This is a genomic window from Aeromicrobium sp. (assembly GCF_047606445.1).
Taxonomy (GTDB): Bacteria; Actinomycetota; Actinomycetes; order Propionibacteriales; family Nocardioidaceae; genus Aeromicrobium.
Window position 1 is genome coordinate 1 of sequence record NZ_JASGEK010000010.1, and the last position, 14,328, is coordinate 14,328.

Annotated in this window: 9 protein-coding genes and 1 pseudogene; 2 read left to right on the forward strand and 8 right to left on the reverse strand. The window is 68.8% G+C overall.

Going from position 1 to position 14,328, the window contains the following annotated elements; genetic code table 11:
• The 6 genes and pseudogenes from QM621_RS02105 to QM621_RS02130 form a co-directional block, all read right to left on the reverse strand.
• The coding region (locus tag QM621_RS02105) for a transposase family protein (protein ID WP_414988701.1) at window positions 1–219 on the reverse strand (219 nt) is incomplete at its 3' end.
• 653 nt (window positions 220–872) lie between these two features.
• Window positions 873–2,378 carry an IMP dehydrogenase gene (gene guaB / locus QM621_RS02110; protein WP_414988702.1) on the reverse strand — a complete coding sequence of 502 codons (1,506 nt, stop codon included), beginning with the start codon at window positions 2,376–2,378 and terminating at the stop codon, window positions 873–875.
• Between the two features lie 106 nt (window positions 2,379–2,484).
• The gene (locus QM621_RS02115) at window positions 2,485–3,456 is read right to left on the reverse strand and encodes an ABC transporter substrate-binding protein (RefSeq protein ID WP_414988703.1); all 972 of its coding nucleotides are present in this window, start codon (window positions 3,454–3,456) and stop codon (window positions 2,485–2,487) included.
• Window positions 3,457–3,688: 232 nt separating this feature from the next.
• Window positions 3,689–8,884, reverse strand: coding sequence for a carboxypeptidase regulatory-like domain-containing protein (locus QM621_RS02120; RefSeq protein ID WP_414988704.1), 5,196 nt, complete (start codon window positions 8,882–8,884; stop codon window positions 3,689–3,691).
• A gap of 295 nt (window positions 8,885–9,179) precedes the next feature.
• A pseudogene (locus tag QM621_RS02125) lies at window positions 9,180–9,655 on the reverse strand (IS5/IS1182 family transposase); the annotation flags it as partial.
• A gap of 80 nt (window positions 9,656–9,735) precedes the next feature.
• On the reverse strand, window positions 9,736–10,443 hold the full coding sequence (locus tag QM621_RS02130) for a nitroreductase (RefSeq protein ID WP_414988705.1): 708 nt from the start codon (window positions 10,441–10,443) through the stop codon (window positions 9,736–9,738).
• A 59-nt stretch (window positions 10,444–10,502) separates the two neighbouring features.
• Between QM621_RS02130 and QM621_RS02135 the strand changes: the two genes are divergently transcribed.
• Window positions 10,503–11,336: an SDR family oxidoreductase gene (locus QM621_RS02135; protein WP_414988706.1), complete on the forward strand. Its 834-nt coding sequence runs from the start codon at window positions 10,503–10,505 to the stop codon at window positions 11,334–11,336.
• Between the two features lie 11 nt (window positions 11,337–11,347).
• On the opposite strand, the gene QM621_RS02140 is transcribed toward QM621_RS02135, so the two are convergent.
• Both QM621_RS02140 and QM621_RS02145 read right to left on the reverse strand, forming a co-directional pair.
• Window positions 11,348–12,487 carry an amidase family protein gene (locus QM621_RS02140; protein ID WP_414988707.1) on the reverse strand — a complete coding sequence of 380 codons (1,140 nt, stop codon included), beginning with the start codon at window positions 12,485–12,487 and terminating at the stop codon, window positions 11,348–11,350.
• Window positions 12,484–13,542 carry an acetamidase/formamidase family protein gene (locus tag QM621_RS02145; protein ID WP_414988708.1) on the reverse strand — a complete coding sequence of 353 codons (1,059 nt, stop codon included), beginning with the start codon at window positions 13,540–13,542 and terminating at the stop codon, window positions 12,484–12,486. The genes QM621_RS02140 and QM621_RS02145 overlap by 4 nt, the downstream gene beginning before the upstream one ends.
• A gap of 121 nt (window positions 13,543–13,663) precedes the next feature.
• Here QM621_RS02145 and QM621_RS02150 point away from each other — a divergent pair, with 121 nt between their 5' ends.
• Window positions 13,664–14,326 (forward strand): YoaK family protein, encoded by a 663-nt coding sequence (locus QM621_RS02150; protein ID WP_414988709.1) that lies wholly within the window; start codon window positions 13,664–13,666, stop codon window positions 14,324–14,326.
• Window positions 14,327–14,328: the final 2 nt, after the last annotated feature.

The window sequence follows — 14,328 nt, forward strand, 5'->3', positions numbered from 1 at the left end:
CGTGGTGATCGCTCGGCTGATCGTGGACTGTGACACGTCGAACGTCTCGGCGAGGTCGCACTGGACCCGGTTGCGGCGTAAATATACGAGCGCCACTCGCACTGATTCGAATAGCCCGAGGATCGGCGGCCATTTCCATTCCGTGGGGTCGGTCTGACGGTGGATCATCGCGCAGAGCTCTTCGATCTCGTCGCGGTACAGTCCGGTGGTATGATTCATGTCGACGGTTCGTTTCTCGTGAGTTTGAGTCTGGTAACCCAATTCTCTCAAGAAGTGGACCGTCTTTTATTGTGAAACGCCGTGAGGTTTTGTTTCAGTTCCCTGAATAAGCCTCAATCTGGTTCAACCCTCCCCGGCTTGGCTCGTATGAGATGGTAGTTCGACGACTTCTCAGCTAGAGAGAAGTGTGCCAACCGCCAAATTCCTAGCTTGTTGGCGAGACAATCCATCGCCAGGGTGCCCCCGAGAGCGAAATTCAGACGCCCCTTCTCCGTGGGGTCAACCTCATCTTTAAATATCGCAGGGCGGCACAGATTCTGCCCCTTCTGTTCGAGGACCCTCAGACACGAGGCGATCCTCCATTGCACGAAATTAGCATTACTCACACTGTTCGGATGTTGCAGAAAATGTGCGGGTCGACCCGAAAGCACCGCAGCCCGAATGAGATCCATTCCGGTGACGTAGAGGTCTGCGGGAGGGATCGTAGCCGCGAGCGGCATGTTATTTCCGATCGTAACCGGAATCGTGAACGACTGAGGAGCGGCTACCCGGGGTGGAATTCGAACAATCAGCATGTACCGACCTTAGCCCGATTCCGGATTCACCGAACGGGACAGAGACCACTCTGACTTCACCAACAGTAAGGATACTTATCAGCCGGAGTAGTTGGGGGCCTCGACGGTCATCTGGATGTCGTGGGGGTGCGACTCCTTGAGGCCCGCCGGGGTGATGCGGACGAAGCGGCCCTTGCTCTGAAGCTCGGCGATGTTCCGGGCGCCGACGTAGAACATCGACTGGTGCAGGCCGCCGACCAGCTGGTGCGCGACCGCGCCGAGCGGTCCGCGGTACGCGACCTGGCCCTCGATGCCCTCGGGCACGATCTTGTCGTCGCTGGTGACGTCGGCCTGGAAGTAGCGGTCCTTCGAGTACGACTTCTTGCCGCGCGAGGCCATCGCGCCGACCGATCCCATACCGCGATAGCTCTTGAACTGCTTGCCGCCCACGAAGATCAGGTCGCCGGGGCTCTCCTCGCAGCCGGCCAGCAGCGAGCCGACCATGACCGTGTCGGCGCCGGCGACGAGCGCCTTGGCGATGTCGCCGGAGTACTGCAGGCCGCCGTCGGCGATCACCGGCACGCCCGACGGGGCGACCGCGAGCGACGCCTCGTAGACGGCGGTCAGCTGGGGCACGCCGACGCCCGCGACGACGCGCGTGGTGCAGATCGATCCGGGGCCGACACCCACCTTGACCGCGTCGACGCCCGCCTCGACCAAGGCCTGCGAGCCCTCGCGCGTGGCGACGTTGCCGCCGATGATCTGCACGCCGTCGAAGGCCCGGTCGGCCTTGATCCGGCGGATCATGTCGAGCAGCAGTCGGGCGTGGCCGTGCGCGGTGTCGACCACGAGCACGTCGACGCCCGCCTCGCGCAGCGCGTTGGCGCGGTCCCAGGAGTCGCCGAAGAAGCCGACCGCCGCGCCGACCATGAGACGGCCGGAGGAGTCGTTGCTGGCCAGCGGGTACTGCTCGGCCTTGACGAAGTCCTTGACGGTGATGAGCCCGGCGAGCGTGCCGTCGGCGTCGACGATCGGCAGCCGCTCGCGCTTGTGCTGGCGCAGCAGCGACTGCGCCTCCTCCCGGCTGATGCCGACCGGGCCGGTGATGAGCGGCATCGGCGTCATGACGTCGCCGACGAGCGTGTGGCCCCACTCGGCCAGCGGGGTGAAGCGCAGGTCGCGGTTGGTGATGATGCCGAGCAGGTGGTTCTGCTCGTCGACGACCGGCAGGCCCGAGACGCGGTACTCGCCGCACTTGGCGTCGAGGTCCTCCAGGGTCGCCTCCGGGCCGATGGTGATCGGGTTCGGGATCATGCCCGTCTGCGTCCGCTTGACGAGGTCGACCTGGTACGCCTGGTCCTCGACCGACAGATTGCGGTGCAGGATGCCGATGCCGCCCTCGCGCGCCATCGCGATGGCCATGCGCGACTCGGTGACGGTGTCCATCGCGCTCGACAGCAGCGGGACGCGCAGGGTCAGCTCGCGGGTGAGCCGCGCGGTCGTGTCGACCTCGCTCGGGATGACGTCGGTCTCCCCCGGCAGAAGCAGGACGTCGTCGTAGGTGAGTCCGAGAGTCGTGAACTTGTCAGGGAGGCCGCCGCTCATTGCCTCATCGTACTCAGGGCGCCCGGAGCGCGTCGTGCCTGCTCAGACGGCACAGGGGCGACACGACCGTCGTCGTGTCGCCCCTGCGAGGGAGGTGAGACTCAGTTCAGAGAAGAGCCTCCGCCTCGGTCACCAGACGGTCCAACAGCTCGGCCGCACTGGCGTAGGTGGGCGGATAGACCGACGTCCACGGCGTGAACGCGTCGTTCTTCGCGGCGGTGATCGTGGCGAAGACGGGCTGCTGCTTCATCTGCTCGATGCCGGACTCGCCGATGCGGTCGTCCCAGAGCACGAGGTCGCCGTCGTACTTGTCGGCCTGCTCCCAGCTGAGCGTCTCGAAGTAGCCCTGCGGGTCGGGGTTGTCCGGCACGAGGATCGGCAGGCCGAGCGAGCGCCAGTACTTGAGGTCGGCGCTGACCTCCGGGTTGGAGACGTAGTAGTTGTCCGCCATGCCCGAGGCGGCCAGGATCGTCTTGCCCGACGCGGTCAGCTCCGCGCCCAGCGTCTCGGCGCGGGCCGAGGCGTCGGCGAAGGCCTCGTGCGCGGCCTGCGTGTCGGGATTCTCCAGGTCGGCGCCGAGGTCGGCGGCCAGGTCCTCGACGGCGTCGAGCTGCTCGGTCAGGGTCTTGTCGACGTAGCTGACGGTGCGGATCTCCCACTCAGATTCGAGGCTCTCGTGCGCCTCGGCCGACATGTACCAGTAGTCGCCGTCGAGGTACTCCGAAGTGATGATGAGGTCCGGCTCCAGCGTGGCGACCTTCTCCTTGTCGATGTCGCCGTAGTCGCCGGCGCCGGTGACGTCGGTGACGCACTCGATGTCGAGCCCGGCGACCTGGCTGTCGGGCTCGCCCTCGGCGTTCTCCAGCGGGCCGAAGGTGCCGACGATACGGTCGCCGAGGCCGAGTTGGGTCAGTGCGGCGGCCATCGTGCTCTGCGCGACGATGCGCGCCGGTTGACCCTCCGGCACGTCGGCGGGCGGCTTCGGGCAGTCGGCCTTGGCGTCGTCGGAGGAGGCTCCGCACGCGGTGGTGGTGAGCAATAGAGCGCCGGCGATCCCGGCGAGCATGGAACGTCTCATGCGTTAAGGCTACCTTTAGTTAGGTACGCCTTATTCGGCGGTACACCGCAGGCAGGTGCCCGGACAGCACAGAACCCGGTCGGGAGGGAGTGTCTGACCGGGTTCTGTTGTGCCACGAGGAGTGGGCACGGGGATCCAACTGGGAGGGAGAATTGCCAGATCCACACGTATCAACGACGCCTGTTCCCCGGGGTTACGCATGGATCGAGAAAGTTTTCAAAGGCACACGCGGTCAGTAGCCCTTCACGTGGAAACGCTGAAGGAACGCCGCCATCTGCTCACGCAGCACCGGCTGACCCGGACGGAAAGTGCCGTCGGGGTAGCCCGTGGTGATGCCCGTGCGGGACAGCCACACCATCTCCTCGTAGAACGTGTGACCAGTGCTGACGTCCTTGAACGGACTCGTCGTCGGCAGGTTCGTCACCGCCGGCGACCCGGCGAGGCGGTAGAGGAAGGCGGCCATCTGCTCACGCAACACCGGCTGACCCGGACGGAACGCGTTCCCCGCATACCCCGTCGTGATGCCCTCATCGGTCAGCCACTTGATATGACGGGAGAACACATGCGACACGGACACATCCGAGAACGTCGCCGTCGCCGCACTCGACGGCGGATTCGCCCCGTCATTCCTGAACCGGTACAAGAACGCCGCCATCTGCTCGCGCAACACCGGCTGCGACGGACGGAACGTGTTCCCCGCGTAGCCGGTCGTGACACCAGCCGCCGCCAACCAACAGATCTCCGAACGGAACACATGTGACGACGACACATCCGTGAACGAGCACGACGGCGTCGACGGCGTGGCTGCGGCGACCGCGACCGTCTGGCCGCTCGTCGCCACACCCTGCACGTAACCGCTTCGCGTGCCCGTCACCCGCACCGAGATCTTCTTGCCCTGCTCCGCTGCGGTGAGCACCAACGTCTGACCCGTCGCGCCCTGGATCGGCTGACCCTCGGCCAACCATTGGTACGCGAACGCCACACCCGAGCCCGGCGACCAGGCGCCCGGCGACGCCGTCAACGTCTGACCAACCTTGGCCGTGCCCGAGATCGTCGGCGCCGCCGTGTTCACGACAGTCTGCTCGGCGACCGCACCCGTCTCCACGCTCGTCGCCTCAGCCGAATGGTGGCCCGACGCCGTGCCGGTCACCTTCACCGAGATCTTCTTGCCCTTCTGCGCGGCGGCGAGCGCCAACGTCTGACCCGTCGCGCCCGTGATCGGCGCTCCGTCGGCCAACCACTGGTAGGCGAGCGACGCGTTCGACGGCGACCACGTGCCCGGCGAGACCGTCAACGTCTGACCGACCATCGCCGTGCCCGACACCGTCGGAACTGCCGTGTTCAGGACGCTCGGCCGCTCGACCTCCGCAGTCTCAGCGCTCATGGCCTCCGCCGAGGCGTACCCCGGCGAGGATCCCGTGACCCGCACCGCAATCTTCTTGCCCTCCTGACCAGCCGTCAGAACGAACGTCGCGTCCGTCGCGCCAGCGATCGGGTCGCCGTCGGCGAACCACTGATACGCGGACGTCGAACCCGCAGGCGTCCACGTGCCTGGGCTGGCCGTCAACGTCTGCCCGATCACCGGCGAGCCGGAGATCGTCGGCGGCGCCGTGTTCGCCACCACCGGCTGCGGCACGACCGACGTCTCAGCACTCGTCGCCTGCCCCGGCAGACGTCCCGCCGACGTCCCGCTCACCGTGACCGAGAGCTTCGCGCCGACCTGGTCCAGCGTCACCGCGAAGGTGGCGGCGGTCGCGCCCTCGACAGGCTCGCCGTCGGCCAACCACTGATACGACAGCGTGACGTCCGACGGATTCCACACGCCCGGATCAGCCGTCAACGTCGACCCGACCTCAGCCGTCCCCGACACCGTCGGAGCCTCCGTGTTGGCCACCGTCTCCACGTCGTCAGGGATCACCCACGTCGGCGTCAACGCCACCGTGCCACCCGCCGTCACCGTGACCACCGTCGACCCGTCCGCAGTCGGACTCAGCTCGGTCGGAGCGTCAGCGTTGTAGTACCACGCGGTGCCACAGTCTTCCATGGTCAAGCGGTACTGCCCCGCGCTCAGCCCGGTGATCTGGAAGGCGCCCGACGTGTCCGTGCGGTCCGTGCGCGACACACGCTGACCAGCCTCGTCCTGCGCCGTCACCCGGCACCATTCCACCGGTTCACCGCCCTCGTACGTGACCCGTCCACTGACAACCCCGCCCAACGTCAACTGCTGGGTGGCCAGAGTCACCGACTCCGTATCCACGGTGACGGTCGTCGCCGAAGCCCCCTGACCGTCCGGCGCATTGTGGTAGTAGGAGCGGGCGAAGCGGGCGTCGTTGTACTCCTCCGTGGAGCCGCCGGCGAACACCACCTGATAGGAGCCCGGGGCGACGGCGAACGAGTAGTTCGGATGGTCGGCGACGACCTGTGTCTCTTGCACGCGCTCACCGGTGCCGGCGTCGACCAACGTCACCGACGCCCAGGCTCCGGCAGGCGTCCCCGCAGGGAAGGAGACCGCGCCCTCAACCGTCGGCACCTCGGACTGCGGGGTGAGCCCGAAGTCGACCGACGGCGTCGTCGCGCCCACCGTCACCGGGTTCGCCGAGGCCAAGGTCGACTGGTTGTCCCAGTACTCCGTCGCGAAGGAATCGGCCGCTGCGCTGAAGACGTACTGGCCCGCCGGCAGTCCGCTGAACTCATACTCGCCGTCCGTGTCAGACCAGGTCGAGTCCATGAAGTGACGGCCGGACGACGTGACGCGGTACGCCGTGAGATAAGCGCCGCCCACCGACTGGCCGGCATTGCCCCGGACCGTGCCCGAGGCCGCGAACCCGCGCGTCAACTCGACGTCGAACTGCGCGTCGTCGGTGACGACGATCGTGTCGGCGTCCTGCTGCACATACTTGTCGTTCCAGAACTCGGTGGCATAGCCGCCAGCGTTGACCCGCAGCTGGTACGAGCCAGGGAGGACGTTCTCGATGGTGTACTCACCGTTCTCGATGGAGACAGAGTAGTAATCTCCATTCCCATCGACCGGGAACAGCTCGACCGACGACCAGTTCTGCGTGTCCAGCGGACCGTCATCGGCCGTGACCGTTCCGCTGACCGTCAGGTCGCCGACCGGCGGCTCGGGAAGCGTGACGTCGATCCCTGTGGCCGAGGTGTCCGTGAGCACCACGTCGGTGGCGTCTTCGATCCGCGTCGCGTCCTCGTAGTAGAGATGGCCGGTTCTCCCGCTGCCGTAGTAGTAGACGCCCACCCGGTAGGTACCTGGCGTCAGTCCGGGCAGCGAGTACGAGCCGCCGGAGTCCACCTGCGCGTTCCTTACCTCCGTCCAGACGCCGGCACGCAGGCGATAGGCGGTCGCGGAGGCGTACGTGCCACTCGTCAGGCCGTCCACCTGGCCGGACACGGTCAGCCCTGTGTCCAGCGAGACGTCGACGCCCGGGCGCTGCTGGCCCTCGGTCAGCGTGATGTCGGTCGCGTCGTTGAAGACCGTCATATCCTCGTAGTACTCAGTGACGTGCTGACCCGACTCGACCCGCACGCGGTAGACACCCGGATCCAAGTCAGCCACCTCGTACGCGCCGGTGACGTAGTCGCTCTCCACCGTGTGGTCCGCCCACCAGCCGCCGGGATACGCCACACGCTCCCAGCCGCCGTCGTCCGTCTGACGGTAGACCGTGATCCCCGCGCCGCCGACCAGTCCGCCGCCGTCTTGGCTGACGACGCCGGAGATCGACCCCTTCTTGACCAGCTCGGCGTCGACACCGGTCTGCTGGTCGCCCACGCCCACGACGACCGGGGTGGCCGCCTGCGGCGTCGCGTACGGCACATCGTCGTAGTACTCCGGCACATGCGAGTTGCCGCCGAACATGCCCCACGAGCTGAAGGACACCCGGTACGTGCCCGGAGCGACCGACATCTCGTAAGAACCGTTGTCGTCGACCCCGACGCTGTCCCACTCGATCCACTGGCCGGAGGCGTTCTGCCGCTCCACGGTCGCGTACCCGTTGACGAGCGGGTCACCCGTGGCCTCATCGGTCAGTGTGCCCGAGATCGTGGCGGCGGCCGACAAGCTCGCGTCGATGCCGGTGACCGGGCTGTCGGTGATCTGCACCAGAGTCGGATCGACGGCCTCGGCGCCCTGCTGCGGCGCGTAGCGATCGTCGTAGATCTCTGGAGCCAGACCGCTCGCCCCGTCGTACTGAGCGAACGAGACCGCGTACGACCCCGACTCCAAATCGTCGAAGCGATACTCACCGTTCTCATCGGTCGTCGCGAACGCCTGTTGGTAGATGGAACCGTTGGAGTGCGAGCGGTACAGCGTCACATTCGTGCCCGCGACGGCGTCGCCACCGTCATCACGCGTGACACGGCCGGAGATCGACGGACCGTAGTTCATCACCGCGTCGATGCCGGTGACGTCTTGGCCGCCGACGACCGTCACCGTCTGCGCCACGTCCACGCTCTTCGCGTCGTTCCAGAACTGGTCGGCGTAGTCCGGATGGCTGAAGCCGACTCGGTACTGGCCGGGCTTCAGACCCGTGATCGAGTAACCGCCGTCCTGCGTGTACCCGTAGTAATCGTCGACGTCCTGCCATCCCTGCGTGTCAGTGAAGCTCCACAACCTGATGTCGACGTCGTCGATCTCCTGGCCGTCGGGATCGGTGACCGTGCCCGAGATCGACCCCCCGAGGTCGAGCTGCGCGTTCATCCCGGTGACCGTCTGGCCCGGCTGCGCCGACACCCGATCCGCCGTCGCGATGCTCGCTTGATCGTTCCAGTACTCGTGGGCGTAGCCGGAGTCCCACGGGGCGTCGAACCGGATCCAGAAGGCGCCTTGGCCGCCACCTTCCCAATAGTTCGCCTCCGGGTCGATGCCACCGATCACATAACTACCGTCGGCCTCGGTGGTGGCCCATCCACCACCCCAGGCGTACACCTCGGCGCCTTCGAGCGGGTCGCCTGAGGGATCGGTGACCACGCCAGTCACCGCCGCCGAGCGGACGAGCTGTCGATCCTGGCCGGTCACCACCGTGGAGCCCACCTCGACCTCGAGGAGATCGCCCTCCCACGGATCGTCGTCGCCCACATACGGCGTGTGTCCCCGCGGGCCGCCGTCACCAGGACTGTGGTCGCTGAACGCCAGGCGGTACGTGCCAGGATCCAGCGACAGCTCGTAGGAGCCGTCCGCCGCGCTCTCGGTCGACTCGGCATATTCCCAGTCGGACCAGCCCTCCTCCGGGTGGTCGACGAGTTCGTACGCCTGCACGTGGATATCGGCGACCGGGGCGTTGCCCTCGCCTCGGACCACACCGCTGACACCTCCGCCCACGGCGTAGGTGACCGACGGCAGGATCGCGGCCACGAGGACGACGAGCACGATGGCCACGAGTCGGGCGATACGGCGCGGCGAGCGATGGAACGACATGGCGACCTCACAAGTTCGGACAGCAGTCCCCCCGACTCAGCTCGTCTAACTCTCTGGACATGAGGTGGGTCATGGGTACTTCTCCCCTTCCATCTGGCCATCCCGCCGAGGCGACGACGGTCAGTGCTCGATCGCCTCGAACCGGTACAGGAACGCGGCCATCTGCTCACACGACACCGGACGACCCGAACGGAACGTCCCATCCGCACAACCTGTCGTGATACCCGTGCGCGACAGCCACACCATGTCCTTGTGGAACGTGTGACCACTGCTGACGTCCTCGAACGGACTCGTCGACGGAAGGAGTTGGCGCGTTCCACGACCCGGCGGGCGTCGGCTTGGAGGGGGAATCCCTTCTTGCCGAGCACGCCCTCGCAGCCGAACTCGGCCAGGAGGTCGCGGGTCGTCTTGGTGTCGTGGCCGGCGTCCAGATGCGCGGCGATGTGGTCTGGCAGGCCGATGCCGAAGCGTGTCTCGACCTGCCGAGCCTCTCCGGCGTGGGCCGCATGAAGGGTGGGTCGTGCCGGTTCGCCGACGCGACGACACAACCCGCGGGATGCCCGTGGCGTCGGTCATCAGGGACCGCTTGGCGCCTTGTTCGGCCCGGTCTGCCGGGGATTTCCCGGTTGCCTCACCGCCGCAGGGCGCTTTGACGACGCACCCGTCGACGGTCGCGTCCTCGAGGTCGAGGCCCACGATCTTGTCGTAGGCGTCCAGGCGGATCTGCTCCGGATGCTCGAAAACCCCGGCGGCGACCCACGCGCCGCGGCGACGCACGCCCCCAGCCAGACCACCTATTGGCAGAGCCTCTTAACCAGGTCACTGCCATGGTTCAGGAGAAAATTAGCTGCTTATCCTCCAGGAGAACTCGGGGGCTCCTCGAAGAAGGCGACCGACTCGGCGACGTCGGCCCGCCGGGAGCGGAACGAGTTGGCCGGGTGCGACGGGTCGGGCCAGCCGAAGGAGACGCCGCACACGACATGACGGTCCTCACCCCATCCCAGCCGCTCACGCAGCAGCTCCGATTTCAGCGCGACCGCCGCCTGCGCGCAGGTTCCCAGACCGGCGGCGTGCGCGGCGAGCAGGAGCGACTGGACGTAGAGCCCGCAGTCGACATATCCATACGGCCCGAGGCCGGCCGGAGCGGAGATCACCGCGAGGTGGGGCGCTCCGAAGAAGTCGAGATTCCTCAAGCTCTGGACCGCCGCCGCCTCCCGGTCGCCGCGCGCGACGCCGACCGCGTCGTACAGCTGATAGCCGACCTCTCGGCGGCGCTCGGCGTACACCCCGTCGTAGCCGGACGGGAAGGGGATGTCGGAGCCGAACCGAGAGTCGGCGGCCACCGCCTGACGCAGCTCGTCGAGCGCCGCCCCGGAGATCACCGCGACCCGCCACGGCTGGGTGTTGCACCACGACGGCGTGCGCTGGGCGGCGGCCAGCACCTCCTCGATCAGCGCCCGTGGCGCCGGGTCGGGCAGAAAGCCCCGACAGCTCCACCGCTCGCGCAACGTTTGTGCCACCGGCACGAAGAGTTCGCCGGTCTCGTGCTCTCTCGCCATAGTGCGTCGACCCTATCGCTGCCATGATGTCGTCAGCGTCACATTCGAGGAGGACCACTATGTCGCTGGCAGGCGTCACCATCATCATGTCCGGCGGGAGCCGGGGCATCGGCGAGGCCATCGCGGTCCGCGCCGCGAAAGACGGCGCCAACGTGGCGCTGCTGGCCAAGACCGCCAAGCCCCATCCGAAACTCCCCGGCACCATCTTCACCGCCGCCGAGGCCGTCGAGGCCGCGGGCGGGAAGGCGCTGCCGCTCGTCGGCGACGTCCGCGACGACGACTTCGTGGCCGAGGCCGTCGCGAAGACCGCCGAGGCCTTCGGCGGGATCGACGTCGTGGTCAACAACGCCAGCGCCATCGACCTGTCCCGCACCGAGGACCTGCCGATGAAGAAGTACGACCTGATGAACGACATCAACTGCCGTGGGTCGTTCCTGCTGAGCAAGACCGCCCTCCCCTGGCTGCGGACGTCGGCCAACCCGCACATCCTGACGCTCAGCCCGCCACTGGAGCTCGACCCGAAGTGGCACACCCAGCACACCGCGTACACGATCGCGAAGTTCGGGATGAGTCTGGTGACGCTGGGCCTGTCCGGCGAGCTGCGCGCGGACGGGATCGCGGCGAACTCGCTGTGGCCGCGCACCGCCATCGACACCGCCGCCGTCCGCAACATCGTCGGCGACCAGATGGCCGGCTCGTCGCGCACGCCGGAGATCATGGCCGACGCCGCCTACGAGATCCTGACCCGACCCTCCGCCGAGTTCACCGGGAACTTCGTCATCGACGAGTACCTGCTCGCCGACACCGGCGTCACCGACTTCTCGCAGTACCTCGTCGAGGGTGCCCGCGAGGAAGACCTCGCAGGCGACCTCTGGGTCGAGCCGCGCGTCTGAGGGCCTTCGGCTCAGCCGTCGAGCCGCGCCGCGAGGTCGAGCAGGTCGCGGTCGCGGCCCGGCGCGGCGACGAGCGCGACCGCGCAGGGCAGTCCGTCGGCGGTGCGCTGAGGAAGGCAGACGACGGGCAGGCCGCCGAGTCCGGCTAGGCAGGTGAGCCGCAGGTTGGCGTCGCGGATCGGGGCGAGGTCGTCGCCGACCCGGGGCGCGACCGTGGGGGCGGCGGGCATGACGATGACCCGGTCGCCGACGAAGGCGCGGATCGCCGCCCGGGCCACGTCCACCGCCTGCCGCGACGCCTCGGCCTCGGCCGCCGTGCGCCGCGAGGCGGCCTCGAAGCGGGACCGGACGTCGCCGCCGAGCGTGGACAGACGGGTGGCGAGCCAGTCGCCGTGGGACTCCCACGCCTCGACCGACTGTCGCACGACGAAGGCCTCGCGCCAGACGTCGAGGTCGGGGAGCGGCGCCGACTCAGGGGTCGCGCCCCAGGCGTTCGCGGCGGCGCGGACCGTCTCGCGCACGTCGCCGTCGGCGCCGGCCAGCAGCGACTCCGACAGCACCATCTCGTCGAACGCCCGCGTCGGCGCGGGCGGCAACAGCGTCTCGCTGACCGCGCGCAGGGTCGCCGCGTCGCGGGTCAGCCAGCCGACCGTGTCGAAGGTCGGAGCGAGCGGCAGCAGGCCGTCGGTCGACACCGCGCCATGCGTCGGCCGGATGCCGTAGAGACCCTGATAGGACGCCGGAATGCGGATCGACCCGCCCGTGTCGGTGCCGAGGCCGATGTCGGCCTGGCCGGCGGCCACCGCGGCGGCCGAGCCCGAGCTCGACCCGCCGCCGAGCCGTCCGGGCGCGGCGGCGTTGGGCGGCCGTCCGTCGTGGGCGTTCGTCCCAGCGAGGCTGTAGGCGAACTCGTCGGTCCGGGCGATCCCCCGCACGGCCGCCCCGGCGTCGAGCAGCGCTCGGACGGGGGCGGCGTGGATCGCCTCCGTCCGCGCCTGCCCGAGCCAGGTCGGATTGCCCGCCCCGACCTTCTGCCCCGCGACCGCGAACAGGTCCTTGACCGCGACGTCGAGCCCGTCGAGCGGCCCCTCGCCTGTCGGCGCGACGAGCGGGTCGCCGACGACCCGCCAGATCCGGGCGTCGTGGCTCATGCGAAGTCCGCCTTGCGCACCCGCGCGTGCACGCCCTTCACCACGTCGACCACCTGGGAGATGTTGAAGTCGGTGGCCGCGCTCAGATAGGCGTAAGCGTGCCGGGGGTCCATGCCGTAGCGGGCGACGATCAGGCCGATGGCGGCGCGCACGCAGTTCCGCATCGCCTCGTCGAGGTCCTCGTCGAGGCCGGTGGGGATGAGGAACTCCGACGTCTCCGCGACCGGCGCGACGAGGTCGCCGAAGCGCGCCGCGCCCTCCTCGGCGGCGATGACGTCGAAACGGACGGTGGCCCGCAGCGACGCCTCCATCGCGGTCAGCGCGACCTCGCCGTCGCCCTGCGCGAAGTGCGGGTCGCCGACATAGGCCAGGGCGCCAGCCACCTGCACCGGCACGTACAGCGTCGCGCCGGCCGTCAGGAGCGATATGTCGATATTGCCGCCGTGCACGCCGGGCGGCACGCTGTGCAGCCGCTCCGGACCGGCCGTGGCGACGCCCATGATCCCGAGGAACGGGGCGAGCGGGAAGGTCACCTGACGGTCGTCGTCGGGGCCGAAGGCCATGACGCCGCGCTCGCCGGAGGCGTCGACGCTCGCGTAGACGCTGAACGCCTCGCCCTCGGTCGGGTACTCCTGCGGCAGCGCACCCCGGCCGTGCCGGTTCGACACGACGCCGTACGGCACGCGCGGGACCGCCTCGACGAGCGTCATGGCGAGCAGGTCGCCCGGCTGGGCGCCGCTGACCGCGACAGGCCCGGTGACCACGTGCGGACCGTCGACGCCCGGCGTCCGCTCGGTGTCGGTGACGGCGAGCGCGACCGCGTCCTCCAGCACCCCCGGCGCCCCGTGGCCGGCGAAGAAGCGCTCCGGGTCGCGGCCCTGGTCCTCCAAGATGCCCTCGTGGCTGATCGTGTCGATGGTGACCTCGGCGCCGGGGTCGACGGTCAGCACCGGCGCGTCGGCGGCGCAGGGCAGGCGCCCCCACCGCACATGGTCGGTGGACGACGGGAGGTAGGTGGCGGCGCGAATCGGCCCGGCCCCGGGTTGCAGCAGCACAACAGCACCGTAGGAGCAACGGGACGGCAGGCCGTATCGCTCGTGTGACGTCTGTGTGAACGGAGTCCGATAGGAGGCCTGTCGGCGCGACACGGCGACGGCGAGGCCGCACACTGACCCGGTGACCAGTGCTGCCGACCGACGCCATCTCGCCCTCATGCTCGCCCTGACCTTCTCGACGGGCGTCATCGACGCGGTCGGCTATCTCGGCCTCGACCGCGTGTTCACCGGCAATATGACCGGCAACGTCGTGCTGCTCGGCATGGCGGTCGTCGGCGCGGACGACCTGCCCGTGCTCGGCCCGGTCGTGGCGCTGCTCGGCTTCCTCAGCGGCGCGGCCGTCGGCGGACGGGTGCTCAAGAACGCGCCGAGCCGCGGCTGGACGACCCGGACCACGACGCTGTTCGGCTGCGTGGCCGGCGCGCTCGCGCTGACCGGCGGCGTGCTGGTGGTCGACGAGCGTCCGTCGCACGCGGTCGCGGTCGGGGTGACCGCGGCCCTCGGCCTGGCGATGGGGCTGCAAGCGGCGACGGCGCGGGTCGTGGCGGTCAAGGACGTGACGACGGTCGTGGTGACGTCGACGCTCACCGGGCTCGCCGCCGACTCGGTGCTCGGCGCGGGCAAGCCCGGTCTGACAGGTCGTCGCGCGGTCGCCGTCGCGCTCATCACCGTCGGCGCGGGGACGGGAGCCGCGCTGGTCCACCTGCACCTCGCCGCCGGCGTCCTGCTCGCCGCCGCCCTCACCACCGCCGTGACCATCGTCGGCGGCCGATCGACCCGCTGAGG